The organism is Streptacidiphilus sp. EB103A (assembly GCF_041261405.1).
Taxonomy (GTDB): domain Bacteria; phylum Actinomycetota; class Actinomycetes; order Streptomycetales; family Streptomycetaceae; genus Streptacidiphilus.
Genome location: NZ_JBGCAQ010000001.1, coordinates 548064 through 564070, shown reverse-complemented (window position 1 = coordinate 564070; position 16007 = coordinate 548064). Strand labels below are relative to the sequence as shown.

Sequence of the window (16007 nt, the reverse complement as noted above, 5' to 3'; positions counted from 1 at the left end):
CATGAGCAGCCAGACTCTCGACGCGGGCCCGGCCCGCCCCGAACAGCTCGCCGAGCCGACCGCCGCCGAGCTCGCCGCCCGGTACGGGCTGACCGTTCCCGGGCGGCGACCGCCGTTCCGGGAGTACGTGGCCTCCCTGATGGCCTACCGCAGTTTCACCTTCGCCTACGCCCGGGCCCGGGTGGCCAGCGTCTACTCCTCGGCGCGGCTGGGGCCGGTGTGGAACGTGCTGACGCCGCTGCTCCACATCGGGGTCTACTACTTCGTGTTCGGCTGGATGATGGACCGCAAGGCCGGGTCGGGCGAGAGCTACATCGGCTTCCTCTCCATCGGCGTGTTCGTCTTCAGCTTCACCCGCGAGGCCTTCGCGGTCGGCAGCAAGTCGGTGGCCGACCGGCTGACACTGATCCGGGCGGTGTCCTTCCCGCGGGCGCTGCTGCCGCTGGCCACGGTGGTGCAGCAGCTCATCATCCTGGGCTTCTCACTGGGGATCGTGGTCTGGATCCTGGTGGCCGTGGGTCAGATCCCCTCGTTCCGATGGCTGCAGATCCTGCCGGCCCTGATCCTGCAGACCCTGTTCAACATCGGAGCGGCACTGGTCATGGCCAGGATCGGCGCGGTGCTGCGGGATGTGCGCGAGCTGGTCCCCTGGGTGCTCCGGGTCTGGATGTACACCTGCGGTGTGATGTACAGCCTCAACAAACTGACCGCGCATGCGCCGGACTGGGTCCGGCTGATGCTGGAGTTCAACCCCGGCGCGATCTACATCGAGCTGTGCAGGCACGCGCTGCTGGACGGCTACGGGCAGACCACGCCGCACGCGTGGTCTGCGGGGCTGTTCTGGGCGCTGCTGTCGCTGGGTTCGGGGTTGGTCTTCTTCTGGCGGGCTGAGCATCGGTATGGACGGGGGTAGGTTCGGTTTTCGGGTGCGGACCGTAGCTGGCTGGTCGCGCAGTTCCCCGCGCCCCTAGGGGACTGCAACTTACCCACTGTGGATCAGTTGCAGCTACATAGGGGCGCGGGGAACTGCGCGACCAGCCAGCTACGGTCCGCACCATGGTTCCGTCACCCCAGCCACCCCGGACGGACCAACCCCGACTCATAGGCCAGCACCACCAGTTGGGCCCGGTCCCGCGCTCCGAGCTTCACCATCGCCCGGCTGACATGCGTTTTGGCAGTCAGCGGACTGACCACCAGCCGTCCGGCGATCTCGTCGTTGGACAGGCCCAGGCCGACCAGCGCGACGACCTCGCGCTCACGTTCCGTCAGCCGTGCGAGTGGCGCGGACTTCTCAGGCTCCTTGGAGCGTGCCGCGAACTCCGAGATCAGCCGGCGGGTCACCCCCGGCGACAGCAGTCCGTCACCGCCGTGGACCGCCCGCACCGCGCGGACCAGCTCGGCCGGCTCGGTGTCCTTGACCAGGAACCCGGCCGCACCGGAGCGCAGCGCCTCGAACACGTACTCGTCCAGCTCGAAGGTGGTCAGCACGACCACCTTGACCTGGGCCAGCGCCGGATCGCCGGAGATGATCCGGGTCGCGGCCAGGCCGTCCTGCCCGGGCATCCGGATGTCCATCAGCACCACGTCGGGCAGTAGTTCACGGGTCAGCCGGGTCGCGGCGAGGCCGTCGTCGGCCTCGGCCACCACCTCGATGTCGGGCTGGGCGTCCAGCAGCGAGCGGAAACCGGCCCGGACCAGCACTTGGTCGTCGGCGAGCAGAACACGGATCATGGCATCTCCAACGGCAGCTCGGCGTGGACGCGGAAGCCTGTTCCCGACGCGGCGGCGCTGACACTGCCGCCCAGCGCGGCGACCCGCTCCCGCATCCCGGTCAGCCCGCTGCCGGACCCTCCGGCCCGGGGGCCGCCGGTGGTGGAGAGCGGTCCGGGGTCCTCGATGTCGACGGTCAGCACCTCGTCGGCGAAGGCGAGTCCTACCGTCGCGGTGCGGGCCGAGGAATGGCGGATGACGTTGGTCAGCGCCTCCTGGACGATGCGGAAGGCGGCGAGCTCGACTCCCTGCGGCAGCGTCCTGGGGGTGCCGGTGGTGTTCAGGGCGACGTCCAGTCCCGCAGTACGGGCCTGCGCGACCAGCTCGTCGAGCCGGTTCAGGCCGGGCGCCGGGGTGCGTGGTGCGGCGTCGGCCCGGCCCGGGGCGCGCAGGGTGCCGAGGACCTGGCGGACCTCGCCCAGGGCCTCCTTGCTGGTCTGCTTGATCGTGGTGAGCGCGGTCCTGGCCTGCTCGGGGTCGCCGTCCAGCAGTTCCAGCGCCACCCCGGCCTGGATGTTGATCAGTGAGATGCTGTGCGCCAGCACGTCGTGCAGCTCGCGGGCGATGGCGAGGCGCTGCTCGTCCGCGATCCGCTGCTCGCGCTCGGCCCGGACCTGGCGCCGCTGCTCGCGCTGGTCGACCCGGCTCCGGATCACCTCGGCGGCCAGCACCACCAGCAGCAGCCAGGCGATGGTGCCCAGTTCCCGGGCCCAGTTGCTGCCGTGGTCCCACCGCAGCTTCCCGGTCGCCAGTGACAGCGTCAGATGGGCGAGGTAGAGCCCGGCGATGGAGATCCAGGCGGCCCTGCGGTGCCCGGCGAGGATCGCGTTGACGAAGCCGACCACGACGCTGAGGAAGATCGGCCCGTACGGGTAGCCGATCAGCAGGTAGACCACCGCGACGGCGGCGGTGCCGGCACAGGCGACGACCGGCATGCGGTTGCGCAGCAGCAGGATCAGCGGTCCGAGCAGCAGCAGCGCATAGCCGAGGTGGTCCAGCCGGTGCGCCTCCGACTGACCGTTCTGGGCCGCGCGGGTGCCGGCCACCTGGATCAGGGCCAGCCCGGCGCTGCTGAACAGCACGGCGCGGGAGGGCCGGCGGCGCCCTTCGGCGCTCCACCTGCTGCTCTCTCCACGGGCTCGGGGACGGTCCATGCCGTCACCGTAGGTCATCACCGGGCCCGGCGGCGTCACCCCCGGGCGGACAGCGGCGCTACTCCCCGGGAAGTACGCGGCACTCTCCTGGCCTCAGGAGCGGGTGAGCAGGTCGATCGTCGGGCGGCCCAGGCCGTGCGAGCGGGCCAGGCCGGCGAAGGTGGTGTGGCCCTGGGTGACCCGGGCGAAGGCCCGCCAGGCCGGGCGCAGCCCCAGCGCGGCGAAGTGGAAGGCCCGGGGGCGGCTCTCGAACGCGGTCATCAGCTTGCGGCCGATGCGCATCTCCTCACCCAGGTCCGCCTTGATGGCGAAGGCGTAGTTGAGGGCCTGCCGGCGTACGTCCACGGCGTCCGGGGCGGCGGCCAGCTTCGCGGCCCACTGTCCGGCCAGCCGTCCGGAGCGCAGCGCGTAGGAGATGCCCTCGCGGGTCCACGGCTCCAGCAGTCCGGCGGCGTCACCGGCGACCAGGATCCGCCCCTTGGCCAGCGGCGAGCCCTCGGAACGGCAGCGGGTGAGGTGGCCCGACTCGATGGACGGGGTGAAGCCGGACAGGCCCAGCCGGGCGATGAACTCCTTGAGGTAGGCGCGGGTCTCCGCGCCCTGCCCCCGGGCGGCGATGACGCCGACGGTGAGGCTGTCGCCCTTGGGGAAGACCCAGCCGTACGAGCCGGGGACGGCGCCGCCCCAGTCGAGCAGCACCCGGCCGCGCCAGACCGCGGCGACCTCGGGCGGGACCGGGATCTCGGCCTCCAGGCCCAGGTCGACCTGGTCGAAGCTGACACCGACGTGGGCGCCGATCCGTCCGGCGCTGCCGTCGGCGCCGACGACGGCCAGGGCCCGCACCGCGCGGCCGTCCTGCAGGGTGAGCACGACGCTCGCGTCGTCGTTCTGCCGCACCCCGGTGACGGTCACTCCGGTGGCGAGCACCGCGCCGGCCTTCTCCGCGCACTGCACCAGCCGCTGGTCGAACTCGTCCCGGTTGACCAGCCCGAACAGCATCCGCTTGGAGCGGCGGGTGCGCTGGTAGCGGCCGTCCAGAGCAAAGGTGATGGCATGGACGCGGTCCTTGAGCGGCAGCACGAAGCCGGGCGGCAGCGCGTCGCGGGAGGGGCCGATGATGCCGCCGCCGCAGGTCTTGTAGCGGGGCGGGGCGGCCTTGTCGAGCAGCAGCACCCGCGGCGAACGGCCGTTCCCGTCGGTGGACGACGCGGCCTCGTAGGCGGCGGAGGCGCCGGCCGGACCCGCGCCGACGACCACGACGTCCCACACTCCGCCGAGTTCTCCGGCGTCCTGTTCGCCGCTGCCTTGCTCACCCATGCCCTGGTCGCCGCTGGGGCGCTGCGTCTGCGTCACACTTCCTCATATTAGAGGGCATCGTCGCGGTGGCCCGCACCAGCCAGCCGTGCCTGCTCCGGACGGGTCGTCAGCCGGACGGCCAGTGCCACGGCGGCGGCCCCGACGGCCGCTCCGGCGCCGCCGCCGAAGGAGGCGGCGGCGACCAGGTGGGCCGGGGAGAGCCGGCCTCCGGACTTCGGCCGCTCCCTGGCGGTCCGGTGCACCGCGCCGAGGACCGCGCTCGCCGCGACGGCGGCGACCGCGCACCTTCTGACGCCGGGTCGCAGGGCGATCCTGCGCGGCTGCGGCAGCTGCTGCCGCCGCAGTGCGGCGGACCCGGACGCGGCGATCAGGCCCAGCCCGGCGGCGGAGGTGCCCCACTGGAGCGCGTGGTAGACCGGCATGCCGCCGATCTCCCGGCGCAGCGCCGGGACCAGCCGCACCCCGGCCCGTCCGTGGTGGGTGAAGGCGTCCCAGCCGACATGGCTGAATGCGCCCAGGGCCGCCGACGCGGCGAACCAGGCGGCGTCCGCCGCGTCAGTGGAGCCGGGTCCGCGCTTGCGCCGGGGGGCGGTGAGCGCGTCGGCGCGGTCGGCCCAGGGGTCGGGCAGCAGCGCGACCATCGGTTCGCGCAGCAGCCCGTGCCAGCCGGCGACCAGCCCGGCGGCGATGGCGACGTTCAGGGTGGGCACGGCCCACGGGCGGTGGGCGACATCGCCCAGGCCGTAGCTGCCGGGCAGCACGGTCTCCAGGAAGAAGGGGACGTCCGGTGCGAGCGATCCGGCGACCAGGGCCGAGGCGATCAGCGGCCCGCGACCGCGGCCTTGGCCGATGAGGGGCAGGACGGCTGCGGGATGGCTGAAGGTGAAGGGCACGGGGCCATCCTGCCGGGCCCGGACCCTTTCGTCACAATGGCACGGGGAGCGGCCAGGGCTCCCAGCAGCGTCCCGGCCACCCCGAACCTCCGCCGCCGGCCTGGTCCGCCGCAACCCGGATCCCACCGACCGCAGAGGCCTCCGCATCTCCCTGACCGTCCCCGGACTGCGCCTGATCGACGAGGCAGTGGGTACAGGACTGGCGATCCAGACAGCAGCACTGGCTACGCTGGAACCGGCCGACGCCGCAGAGCTCGACCGGCTGCTGCGGCTGCTGTTGCCCGCGTGCGAGGACTGAAGCGGAGGCCCAGGCCCGATGAGCGACTTCACCTATCCCGAGGTCGGAGCGACCCTGGAGGGCCCGCCCCTGCCCGACGGCTACGCCCTGCTGGGGCACCGCACCCCGCTGGGCACCGGACCCGAGGCCTTCGCCGCCGCCGGCGAGGCCGTGCTGAGCTGGCGGCTGCACCGCGCCGCAGGGGTGGGCATCGGTGCCACAGCCGACCGGGCCGCGCCCGGCGTCCGGGTCAGGGTGCTGCTCGGCGTCGGCCGGGTGGGGCTCGCCGCCCCCTGCGAGGTGGTGTGGACGCTGGAGGAGCCCACCCGGATCGGCTTCGGCTACGGCACCCTGGACGGCCACCCGGAGCGCGGCGAGGAGTCCTTCCTGGTCGAACTCGCCGACGACGGCGCGGTCTGGTTCACCGTCACCGCCTTCAGCCGCCCGGCCGCCTGGTACACCCGCGCGGCCGGCCCCCTGGTACCGATGTTCCAGCACCTCTACGCCCGCCGCCTCGGCCAGGTGCTGCGCCGGATCGCCGGGCAGGCGGAACGGAAGTAACGCGGTCGGGCCGGGGAGCCAAGTAGGGGTGTAGACACTCCGTCAGCCCCTACCGCTCCGAGGAGTTGCTTGTGCCCCCGGATCCGTCCCAGGCACCACCCCTGCGCGACCCCGTCGGCTTCTCCGCCTTCTACGCGGCCCACTTCGACACCGTGCTGGGCTTCGTCACCAGGCGCACCGACGACCCGCACCTGGCGGCCGACCTCACCGCCGACATCTTCGTCACCGCGCTCGAACACGTCGCCGGCTACGACCCGCGCCGCGGCGCGCCGGTCGCCTGGCTCTACGGCATAGCCCGCAATGTCCTCGCCGCGCACTTCCGCGGCAACGCCCGTGAGTCGCGGGCGGTGGCCAGGATCAACGGCCGACGGCTGCTGGACGACCAGGACATCGCCGCACTGGAGGAGCGGATCGACGCCTCCCGGGCGGCCCGGCAACTGCTCGCCGCCCATGCCGCCCTGTCCGAACCGCTGCGTGCCGTCCTCGATCTGGTCGCCGTCGACGGCCTCACCCCGGGCGAGGCCGCGCAGGCCCTCGGCATCAGCCCCACCGCCGTCCGGGTCCGCCTGCACCGGGCCCGACGGCTGTTGCGGCACGAGGCCGCGACCCTCCCCATGTTCTCCCCCGACCACCATGTCCTGGAGGCCGCACCGTGAACACCCTGACGCACTTTCAGCAGAGCCTGGACACCGAACTCCGGGAGCGCGCGGCGCTACTGCCTGCGGCGCCCGCCCCCGCCCGCCGGGCCCGCCCGCCCCGCCGGGTGCTGCTAGCGGCGGGAACGGCCGCAGCCGCCGTCGCCGTGGCGGTGGCCGTCCCGCTGACCACAGGCGGCGGCGCCGACCCCGCCTTCGCGGTCACCCAGCGCGCCGACGGGACGGTCGCCATCCGGCTGTTCAGCCCCAGCGGCATCTCCGGGCTGCAGGCGGAGCTGCGCAGGCTGGGCATTCACGCAGTGGCGCTGGAGGCCACCAGGGGCTGCAAGGAGAAGGACCCCGTGAACACTGCCGCCATGCAGAACGTGATCGTCGACCGCGTCGACCGCACCAGTCCGCTGACAATCATCCGACCGAGCGCCATCCCCCCCGACCAGACCCTGCTGATCTCCGTCTATGAAGTGGGCCCGGCCGACAAGCCTGCCGGCGTGGCCGTCAGGCTGGAGACGGTACGGCAGGTCCCGCACTGCATCCCCTGGACGGTGTCCGCGAAAGTCGGCCCGGCGACCGCGCCCCATCCACTCACTCAACCCGCCGCGGTTGGCTCCCCCGCCTCCAAATAGCCGACCCTGCACTCCCGGCGACAGCGCAGGGCTGCGTCCAGGCGGTCGCGCTTGTTCTCCGGGAGCAGCGCCGTCCATTCCTCCCGGTCCATGAACCGCCAGCCGCGCAGCTCGTCCTCGGGGAGGGCGAGCTGCTCGCGCTGCTCCGCGCTGAGCGTCCCGCCGTCGAAGACCAGCCGCAGGCCGCCCGAGCGCGGCCCCCGGTGCGGCTCCCAGTCGGTGAGCAGCAGCCGCAGCCGTGTCGCCGGGACGGCGAGTCCCAGCTCCTCGGCGACCTCGCGGACCGCGGCGTCCCGGGGCGACTCGCCCTCCTCGACCACGCCGCCGGGGAACTCCCAGCCGGGCTTGTAGACCGGGTCGACCAGCAGCACCCGGCCCCGGTCGTCGAAGAACAGCACCGCCGCTGCCACGGTGTCGCGGCTGCCGGCCACCTGCTCGACGATCCGGCAGCGGGCGGCGCCCGACCGCACCAGCTCCTGGATCCGCTCGGCCGCCTGACGTGGCGTCAGCTCCGTGGTGTCCACGGTCGCGGCGTCCTGCTCCAGCCAGGCCCTGGCCTGCCGGTAGTCCTCGATGTGGTCCAGCCGCCACTGCCGGGACTGCCGTTCGACCTCGTCACCTTCGATCCGCTTCCGCAGGATCGTTTCCTCAGCTTGGAGCAGCAGATGGTGCACCGGGATACGCCGCGCGGCCAGCGCGCCGAAGATCTCGTCGCGATAGTCCTGCCGCAGCAGGGTCATCGGCACGATCAGCGCCCCCGGCTGCTGGGCCAGCAGCGCGGCCGCGACATCGGGGACGAGGCTGCGCCAGGCGGGGAGGTCCTGGAAGTCGGAGACCGAGGCGAAGGGCTCCTCGCCCAGCACCCGGCGCAGATACACAGCCACCGTCTCCGGATCGAACACCGTGCTGTCGGGGAGGAGTTCCTGCAGCTCCCGCGCCGTACTGGTCTTCCCCGCGCCAAAAGTGCCGTTGACCCAGACGATCACTCTGCCCCCGTTCGTGGACTGCTCGGAGCATCGTACGCAGAGCCCACGGGCCGCCGTCGAGGGTGCGGGACCCGTCAGAGCCAGCCGTCCAGCCCCAGTTCCTGGGCCGCCGCGGCGGCGGCGCCCACCAGGCCCGCGTCCGTGCCCAACTCGGCCGGGCGCAGCTCCAGATGCCGGACGAAGGGCAGCGTCGCATAGTCGTGCAGGGCTTCGCGCAGTGGCGCGAACAAGGTCTCGCCGGATTTGGCGACCCCGCCGCCGATGACCACCACGTCCAGCTCGACCAGGGTCGCGGTGGCGGCGATCCCGGCCGCCAGGGCCTGCGCGGCGCGGGCGAAGGCGGCGAGCGCGATCGGGTCGCCCTCGGCGGCGGAGGCTGCGACGGCCCCGGCTGACGCGTCGTCACCGCGCGGCAGCCAGCCGTCCCGCAACGCGCGCCGGGCGATGGACGTGCCCGAGGCGATGATCTCCACGCAGCCGCGCGAACCGCAGGGGCACGGGTCGCCGTCCAGGTCGACGCTGATGTGGCCGATGTGTCCGGCGTTGCCGGTCGGGCCGGGGTAGAGCGAGCCGTCCAGGACCAGGCCGCCGCCGACGCCGGTGGACACCACCATGCACAGCGCGTTGCGGAAGCCCCGGGCGGCGCCCTGCCAGTGCTCGGCCGCGGTCATCGCCGGGCCGTCCCCGGTGAGCACCACCGGAAGGTCGCCGGCGAGGTGCTCGCGCACCGCGTCCACCAGCGGAAACCCGCGCCAGGCCGGGATGTTGACCGGGCTGACCGCGCCCTTGGGCGCGTCCACCGGCCCGGCGCTGCCGATGCCGACGCAGCGTACGGCGGACCACTCGGGGGCGGCGGCAAGCTCGTCGAGCACCTCGGTGACCGCGGCCAGCACCCGCGCCGCGTCCTCCTTGGCGGGGGTCGGCCGCTGGCACTGGGCGAGCATCCGCCCGCCGCGGTCCACCAGAGCGCCTGCGATCTTCGTTCCGCCGATGTCGACGGCTGCCACCATCTCGTCCATGCCGGGAAGTCTCTGCGGACGCGACGGCGTTTGTCCAGTTCAGCCCAGCCGGGTCAGCCCAGCTTCGCCTTGACGACCTTGCCCATCGCGTTCCGAGGCAGGTCGTCCACCAGCACCACCCGGCGCGGCCGCTTGTGGACCGAGAGCCGCTCGGCGACGAAGGCGGTCAGCTGCTCGCCCGTCACCGGCCCGGCCGGGATCACATAGGCGACGACGACCTGCCCCAGGTCGGGATCGGGCACGCCGACGACGGCCGCGTCGGCGACGGCGGGGTGGTCCCGCAGCGCCGCCTCGACCTCGCCGGCGCCGATCCGGAAGCCACCGCTCTTGATCAGGTCCACCGAGGCGCGGCCGACGATCCGGTGGAAGCCGTCCGGCCCGATCACCGCGACGTCGCCGGTGCGGAACCAGCCGTCGGCGGTGCGCGACTCCGCGTCCGCGTCGGGCCGGCCGAGGTAGCCGTCGCTCAGCATGGGTCCGCTGACCTGCAGCTCGCCCAGCGTCTCGCCGTCCTGCGGCACCGGTCCGCCGTCCTCGCCGACCAGCCGGGTACGCACCCCGGTCACCGGCACGCCGACGCTGCCGGGACGGCGCTCGCCGTCGGCCCGGGTGCTCAGCGTGATCAGCGTCTCGGTCATGCCGTAGCGCTCGACCGGGGCGTGGCCGCTGAGCGCCCGCAGCCGCTCGAACACGGTCACCGGGAGCGGCGCGCTGCCCGACACCAGCAGCCGCGCCCCGGCCAGCGCCTTGGCACTCGCCTCGTCGGCGGCCACCCGCGACCACACCGTGGGCACCCCGAAGTACAGCGAGCCCCCGGCCTCGGCGTACGCCTGCGGGGTGGGACGGCCGGTGTGGACCAGGCGGCCCCCGGTGCGCAGCGGGCCGAGCACGCCCAGGATCAGGCCGTGGACGTGGAACAGCGGAAGCCCGTGAACCAGGGTGTCCTCGGGGGTCCAGGCCCAGGCCTCGGCCAGGGCGTCCAGCCCGGCGGCGACGGCGCTCCGGCCGATGACGACGCCCTTGGGCGCCCCGGTGGTGCCGGAGGTGTAGAGAACGAAGGCCGCACCGCCCGCCGGCTCCTCCGGAGCGTCGCCGCGCTCGCCCGGATCCACCGTCAGCACCCGCGCCCCGTAAGCCTCCGTGTCGCGGTCGGCAGCGGCCACGGCGAGCAGCGGCGCCCCGGAGTCACGCAGGATGTGCTCCCGCTCCTTGGGCCCGGCATCCGGCGGCACCGGCACGACGGGCACTCCGGCCAGGAGCCCCCCGACAGTGGCGACCACGGTCTCGACCCCGGGCCGCGCCAGCACCGCGAGCGCGGGCGCGCCCGAGATCCGCGACGCGACAGCGCCTGCGGCACCGAGCAGTTGCTCCCGCGAGAGCGCCACCCCGTCGATGACCAGCGCATCCGCGCTGTCCCCGAACCGTCCGCCAAGAGCCTCAAGCAGCACTTCGCCCACCTCCCGAACCATGCAACACATAGGGGCGCGGGGAACTGCGCGACCAGCCCACTACCTGCGTAGATGGTTGGCAGCGCAGTTCCCCGCGCCCCTAAAGACCTAAAGACGAAAAGCCTAGCCCTTGCGGGACTTGATCTCCGCGGTCAGCTGCGGCACCACATTGAACAGGTCACCGACCACGCCGTAGTCCGCCAGCTCAAAGATGGGCGCCTCGGCGTCCTTGTTGACGGCGACGATGGTCTTGGAGGTCTGCATCCCGGCGCGGTGCTGGATCGCGCCGGAGATCCCGTTGGCAATGTACAGCTGCGGCGACACCTGCTTGCCGGTCTGCCCGACCTGGTTGCTGTGCGGGTACCACCCGGCGTCGACGGCCGCCCGGCTCGCCCCCACCGCCGCGCCGAGCGAGTCGGCCAGCTCCTCGACCACGCCGAAGCCCTCGGCCGCGCCGACCCCGCGGCCGCCGGAGACCACGATCGCGGCCTCGGTCAGCTCGGGGCGGCCGGTGGAGACCCGCGCCGTGCGCGAGGTGACCTTGGTGCCGGTCGCGCCCGCGCCGAAGGCGACGGTCACGGCCTCGACCGCGCCCGCGGCCGCCGCGGCCTCGGGGCTGGTCGCGTTGGGCTTGACGGTGATCACCGGCACCCCGCGGGAGACCCGCGAGGTGGTGGTGAAGGAGGCGGCGAACGCCGACTGGGTGGCGACCGGGCCGCTGTCGCCGGCGTTGACGTCCACGGCGTCGGTGATCACACCGGAACCGAGGCGCAGCGCGAGGCGGGCGGCGATCTCCTTGCCCTCACCGGAGGAGGTGACCAGCACGGCGGCGGGCTCGCCGACAGCCTTGGCGATCTGCTCCAGCGCGTCCACCTTGGGGACGACCAGGTAGTCGTTGAACTCGGCGGCGTCGGCGCTGTACACCTTCGCGGCGCCGTACTCGCCGAGCTTGGCGGCGATGTCGGCGGCGGCGGAACCGGCGCCGAGGAGAACGGCCGAGGGCTCGCCGATACGGCGGGCCAGCGTCAGCAGTTCGAGGGTCGGCTTGCGGACGGCACCGTCCACGTGGTCGACGAGGACGAGGACTTCACCCATTGCTCAGCTCTCCAGAGGAAATTCAGACGTGAAGGATGTGGTGAGCGCCGGGCTCAGATGAACTTCTGCGAGGCGAGGAACTCGGCGAGCTGCTTGCCGCCCTCACCCTCGTCCTTGACGATCGTTCCGGCGGTGCGGGCCGGACGCGCGGTGGCGCTGTCGACCGCGGTCCAGGCGCCGGCCAGGCCGACCTCGTCCGCCTCGATGCCCAGGTCGTCCAGGTCGTAGGACTGCACCGGCTTCTTCTTGGCGGCCATGATGCCCTTGAAGGAGGGGTAGCGCGCCTCGCCGGACTGGTCGGTGACGGAGACCACGGCCGGGAGGGATGCCTCCAGCAGCTCGGTGGCGGCGTCGCCGTCGCGGCGGCCCTTGACGGTGCCGCCCTCGACGCTGACCTCGGAGAGCAGGGTGACCTGCGGGACGCCCAGGCGCTCGGAGAGCAGCGCGGGGATGACGCCCATGGTGCCGTCGGTCGAGGCCATGCCGCAGACCACGAGGTCGTAGCCGGTCTTCTCGATCGCCTTGGCGAGGATCGCCGAGGTGCCGATGGCGTCGGTGCCGTGGATGTCGTCGTCGTTGACATGGACGGCCTTGTCGGCGCCCATGGACAGCGCCTTGCGCAGCGCGTCCTTGGCGTCGTCCGGGCCGACGGTGAGCACGGTGACCTCGGCGTCGCCGGAGGCCTCCGCGATCTTCAGCGCCTGCTCGACGCCGTACTCGTCCAGCTCCGAGAGGAGCCCGTCCACCGAATCCCGGTCGGTCGTGTTGTCATCCGCGAAGCGACGGTCACCGGTCGCATCGGGCACGTACTTCACACAGACAACGATCCTCAAGCTCACGGCCTGTCTCCTGTACTGGTACTGGTCACGTCGGTCTCGCAGGGAAATATTGTGGAGCACAGGTAGCCGCGTTCTTGCTACCCGCCAGTAGCTTACGCCCTGACTCGGGTCCCTTTGCCGCTCCGGCATGCTCCCAAACCAGTGGTGCACCGCCGTCGCCCCATACTCCCCCACGCAAGAGCATCAGGAGCCGCACCGCAACGCGGAGTCACTGTGACGTTGCACCTATTGACCACGGGCCCGGCAGGCCCGGACAGTCAGGCGACGGCCTCGCCCAGGGCGGCGATCACGTCCGCCCGGCGCGGCTGGCCGACCGCACGCCGTACCAGTGCGCCGTCCGCGTCCAGCACCAGCACTGTCGGGGTGCTCAGGATGCCCAGTTGCCGCACCAGCTCCAGCCGGGACTCGGCGTCGATCTCGATGTGTGCCACGCCGTCGACCATCCCGGCGACCTCGCCCAGCACCCGCTTGGTCGCCCGGCACGGCTGACAGAAGGCCGAGGAGAACTGCACCAGCGTCGCCCGCTCACCGAGCTCCGCGCCCAGCTCCACGGCGTCCAGCCGCACCCCGCCGTCCCGCCCGCGCATCCGCAGCCTTCCCCGCCCACGCATGCGCAGCAGCCCGAAGGCGCCCGAGAGCGCCAGCACCGCCAAGCACACCACCAGTCCTGTCATGCCTCCAAGCATGCCTGCTCACCACCCCGAAGTGCGCGTAGCATCTCGAAGCATGGACCCCAACGGACGGAACGAGGCCGCAGGCCTCACCCGGCGCCTGGTCATCGACCTGTGCCGGGCCGCCGCATCGCGCTGTCGCTGACCCTTCGCGACCGCCCGCCCCGGCCTGTTCCCGTCCTCGCACATCCCCCTGGAGTCCGCCATGCCCAGTCCCGCGCCCACCCCTGCCCGCATCGATCCACGCGGCCCCCGCTTCGCCGCCTCGCTCACCACCGTGGTCCTCGCCGTCGTCCTGATCACCGGCAGCGGCTGGCTGCTGGCCGCGCAGGCGGTCGTGTTCGCCCTCGGCGCCCTGGCCGGGCTCGGCCGCTCGCCGTACGGATGGCTTTTCCGGACCTTCGTCCGCCCCCGGCTCGGCCCCCCGACCGAGCTGGAGGACGCCGCCCCGCCGCGCTTCGCACAGGGCGTCGGACTGGTGTTCGCCCTGGTCGGAACGGTCGGCTACCTCTCCGGCGCGACCTGGCTGGGGCTGGCGGCCACCGGCTGCGCGCTGGCCGCGGCCTTCCTCAACGCCGCCTTCGGCTACTGCCTCGGCTGCGAGGGCTACCTGCTGCTGCGTCGCGGCCAGGACCGACTTCGGACCGTCACCGCAGGTGGGAGCGGTACTGAACAATAGAGTCGCAGAACGTAGGGTTGGAGACGGCGATGTGACCGCCGTCTCCTCAAGTGCTGGTGCTCCCCGGAGTGACACGGTGCAGTCGGGCGGGGGACGATACATCGACATACCGTCGGACCGGGCGCCAGCCCTTGGGAAGTAGGACAAACCGTGGCTGATCTCGTGTACCCGCCGATCATCGGGGCGGCGCTCACGCTTTTCCGGGCGCTCGACCTCAAGATCGACATCATCGGGGCGGAGAACGTGCCGCGGACCGGCGGGGCCGTTCTGGTCAGCAACCACGTCAGCTACCTCGACTTCATCTTCGCCGGATGGGGCGCGCTGAAGGCCGGCAAGCGCAAGACCCGCTTCATGGCCAAGGACGACGTCTTCCGGCACCGGATCTCCGGCCCGCTGATGCGCGGGATGAAGCACATCGCGGTGGACCGCTTCGACGGCCAGCCCGCCTACGAGGCCGCGGTGCAGGCGCTGAAGTCCGGCGAGGTCGTCGGCGTCTTCCCGGAGGCGACGATCAGCCGCTCCTTCGTGCTGAAGAAGTTCAAGACCGGCGCGGCCCGGATGGCCGCCGACGCGGGTGTGCCGCTGCTGCCCGTCGCCGTCTGGGGCACCCAGCGGCTGTGGACCAAGGGCCGCCCCAAGACGCTGACCCGCCGTCACACCCCGATCACCATCATCATCGGCGAGCCGATCGTGCTCACCCCCGACGACAAGCCGGTGATGGTGACCCGGCGGCTGCGCGCCGCCATGACCGAGCTGCTGGACCGCGCCCAGACCACCTACCCGGACGCCCCCAGCGGCCCCGAGGACACCTGGTGGCTGCCGGCCCACCTCGGCGGCAGCGCCCCGACCCTGGAGGTCGCCGAGGCCGAGGACGAGAAGGAGACCGCGGAGAAGGCCGCCCGCCGCGCCGCCCGCCTGGCCTGAGAACGCCGCAGAACGGTTGGGGACGGGCCTCGGACGGGTAGCTGGTAGACGCGGTCGAGGCACGGGGGACTGTTCGCATGACGGAAGCAGTGCAGCAGCAGGACACGCCGGAATCCGCCGAACCGCGGCGGCCCCGGCGGCGGTTCCGGGCGCTGCTCGCACTGTTCGGCGGGGCCGGGGCCGGCTATCTGCTGGTGCTCCAGCTCACCAGCCCCAACAACAACCCGCTGGCCGCACTGGTCCGGGCCGAGCCCGAGTGGTTCGCGCTCGCGCTGCTCTGCGCCGTCGGCGGTCTGGTCGCCGCCACCATGAGCTATGTCGGCTTCGTCCCCGAGCGGCTCGATCCGTGGCGGGCCTTCCTGCTCCAGGTCGCCGGGGGGTTCGCCAATGTGGTCACGCCCAGCGGCCTGGGCGGACTGGCCATCAGCACCCGCTTCCTGCAGCGGATCGGGATCTCATCGGGGCAGGCCGTGTCCAGCATCGGCGTCTCCCAGGCCGTGGGCCTGGCGCTGCACCTGCTGCTCACCGCGGTCTTCGGATATCTGACCAGCGTGCACTACCAGGCTTCGACGCAGGTGTCCCCGCTGCTGGTCGACGTCGTCCTCGGTGTGCTGGGCGCCGCGGCCCTGGTCGTCCTGGTCGCGCTCGCCGTGCCCCGGCTGCGGCACTGGCTGCTCGCCCGGACCGCACCGCTGCTCAGCGGCGTGCTGCCCCGGCTGCGCGATCTGCTGCACCAGCCGGGGAAGCTGGCCGTCGGCGTCGGCGGCCAGCTGCTGGTGTCGCTCGCCGCATCCGGCTGCCTCTACTGCTGCATCGTCGCGCTCGGCCACCGTGCCGACTTCGCCGCCGTCGCCCTGGCCACCCTGGTCGGCGGCGCCCTGGGCTCGGCCGTCCCCACGCCGGGCGGGATCGGCGGAGTGGAAGTCGTGCTCGCGGGGGCAGTGGCGCAGACCGCCGGGCTCTCCTACGACAACGCCCTGGTGGCCGTGCTGCTCTACCGGCTGCTGACGCTCTGGCTGCCGGTGCTCCCCGGCTGGCTGGCCTTCGTCTGGCTGCAGCGGCACGAGGGGCTCTGAGCCGGAGCTCGACGGTTGC

General features: G+C 72.8%; 17 protein-coding genes. 7 read left to right on the top strand and 10 right to left on the bottom strand.

The features are described 5' to 3' along the window. Position 1: 1 nt before the first annotated feature. Positions 2 to 913 (top strand): ABC transporter permease, encoded by a 912-nt coding sequence (locus ABH941_RS02520; protein WP_370126861.1) that lies wholly within the window; start codon positions 2 to 4, stop codon positions 911 to 913. Positions 914 to 1065: 152 nt separating this feature from the next. Here the strand turns inward: ABH941_RS02520 and ABH941_RS02515 are convergent, their stop codons facing one another. The 4 genes from ABH941_RS02515 to ABH941_RS02500 form a co-directional block, all read right to left on the bottom strand. Next, positions 1066 to 1731, bottom strand: a complete 666-nt coding sequence (locus ABH941_RS02515) for a response regulator (protein ID WP_370126860.1) — start codon at positions 1729 to 1731, stop codon at positions 1066 to 1068. Next, positions 1728 to 2924, bottom strand: a complete 1197-nt coding sequence (locus ABH941_RS02510; protein WP_370126859.1) for a sensor histidine kinase — start codon at positions 2922 to 2924, stop codon at positions 1728 to 1730. Before ABH941_RS02510 ends, ABH941_RS02515 begins: the two co-directional genes overlap by 4 nt. A gap of 93 nt (positions 2925 to 3017) precedes the next feature. Continuing rightward, positions 3018 to 4277: a geranylgeranyl reductase family protein gene (locus ABH941_RS02505; protein ID WP_370126858.1), complete on the bottom strand. Its 1260-nt coding sequence runs from the start codon at positions 4275 to 4277 to the stop codon at positions 3018 to 3020. A gap of 11 nt (positions 4278 to 4288) precedes the next feature. Next, positions 4289 to 5134: a DUF4184 family protein gene (locus tag ABH941_RS02500; RefSeq protein ID WP_370126857.1), complete on the bottom strand. Its 846-nt coding sequence runs from the start codon at positions 5132 to 5134 to the stop codon at positions 4289 to 4291. Between the two features lie 316 nt (positions 5135 to 5450). Between ABH941_RS02500 and ABH941_RS02495 the strand changes: the two genes are divergently transcribed. The 3 genes from ABH941_RS02495 (at position 5451) to ABH941_RS02485 (ending at position 7251) form a co-directional block, all read left to right on the top strand. Beyond that, complete coding sequence (locus ABH941_RS02495; RefSeq protein WP_370126856.1) at positions 5451 to 5972, top strand: DUF1990 family protein; 522 nt, start codon at positions 5451 to 5453, stop codon at positions 5970 to 5972. 71 nt (positions 5973 to 6043) lie between these two features. Then, positions 6044 to 6628: an RNA polymerase sigma factor gene (locus ABH941_RS02490; RefSeq protein ID WP_370126855.1), complete on the top strand. Its 585-nt coding sequence runs from the start codon at positions 6044 to 6046 to the stop codon at positions 6626 to 6628. Beyond that, positions 6625 to 7251, top strand: a complete 627-nt coding sequence (locus ABH941_RS02485) for a hypothetical protein (protein WP_370126854.1) — start codon at positions 6625 to 6627, stop codon at positions 7249 to 7251. Before ABH941_RS02490 ends, ABH941_RS02485 begins: the two co-directional genes overlap by 4 nt. On the opposite strand, the gene ABH941_RS02480 is transcribed toward ABH941_RS02485, so the two are convergent. The 6 genes from ABH941_RS02480 to ABH941_RS02455 form a co-directional block, all read right to left on the bottom strand. Then, a complete protein-coding gene (locus tag ABH941_RS02480; RefSeq protein ID WP_370126853.1) occupies positions 7215 to 8237 on the bottom strand; it encodes an NUDIX domain-containing protein in 1023 nt (340 codons plus the stop codon). The two genes, ABH941_RS02485 and ABH941_RS02480, sit on opposite strands and share 37 nt — an antisense overlap. A gap of 74 nt (positions 8238 to 8311) precedes the next feature. Further along, positions 8312 to 9256 carry an ROK family protein gene (locus ABH941_RS02475; RefSeq protein WP_370126852.1) on the bottom strand — a complete coding sequence of 315 codons (945 nt, stop codon included), beginning with the start codon at positions 9254 to 9256 and terminating at the stop codon, positions 8312 to 8314. 53 nt (positions 9257 to 9309) lie between these two features. Further along, on the bottom strand, positions 9310 to 10713 hold the full coding sequence (locus ABH941_RS02470) for an acyl-CoA synthetase (protein WP_370126851.1): 1404 nt from the start codon (positions 10711 to 10713) through the stop codon (positions 9310 to 9312). Positions 10714 to 10827: 114 nt separating this feature from the next. Then, positions 10828 to 11799 (bottom strand): electron transfer flavoprotein subunit alpha/FixB family protein, encoded by a 972-nt coding sequence (locus tag ABH941_RS02465; RefSeq protein WP_370126850.1) that lies wholly within the window; start codon positions 11797 to 11799, stop codon positions 10828 to 10830. Between the two features lie 53 nt (positions 11800 to 11852). Continuing rightward, a complete protein-coding gene (locus ABH941_RS02460) occupies positions 11853 to 12638 on the bottom strand; it encodes an electron transfer flavoprotein subunit beta (protein WP_370126849.1) in 786 nt (261 codons plus the stop codon). 257 nt (positions 12639 to 12895) lie between these two features. After that, positions 12896 to 13312 carry a TlpA family protein disulfide reductase gene (locus ABH941_RS02455; protein ID WP_370126848.1) on the bottom strand — a complete coding sequence of 139 codons (417 nt, stop codon included), beginning with the start codon at positions 13310 to 13312 and terminating at the stop codon, positions 12896 to 12898. 202 nt (positions 13313 to 13514) lie between these two features. Here ABH941_RS02455 and ABH941_RS02450 point away from each other — a divergent pair, with 202 nt between their 5' ends. The 3 genes from ABH941_RS02450 to ABH941_RS02440 all read left to right on the top strand — a co-directional run bounded on the left by ABH941_RS02450 (position 13515) and on the right by ABH941_RS02440 (position 15988). Then, positions 13515 to 13988: a DUF4395 domain-containing protein gene (locus tag ABH941_RS02450; protein WP_370126847.1), complete on the top strand. Its 474-nt coding sequence runs from the start codon at positions 13515 to 13517 to the stop codon at positions 13986 to 13988. Between the two features lie 150 nt (positions 13989 to 14138). Further along, positions 14139 to 14912: a lysophospholipid acyltransferase family protein gene (locus ABH941_RS02445; RefSeq protein WP_370126846.1), complete on the top strand. Its 774-nt coding sequence runs from the start codon at positions 14139 to 14141 to the stop codon at positions 14910 to 14912. 77 nt (positions 14913 to 14989) lie between these two features. Beyond that, positions 14990 to 15988 carry a YbhN family protein gene (locus ABH941_RS02440; RefSeq protein WP_370126845.1) on the top strand — a complete coding sequence of 333 codons (999 nt, stop codon included), beginning with the start codon at positions 14990 to 14992 and terminating at the stop codon, positions 15986 to 15988. Positions 15989 to 16007 lie beyond the last annotated feature (19 nt).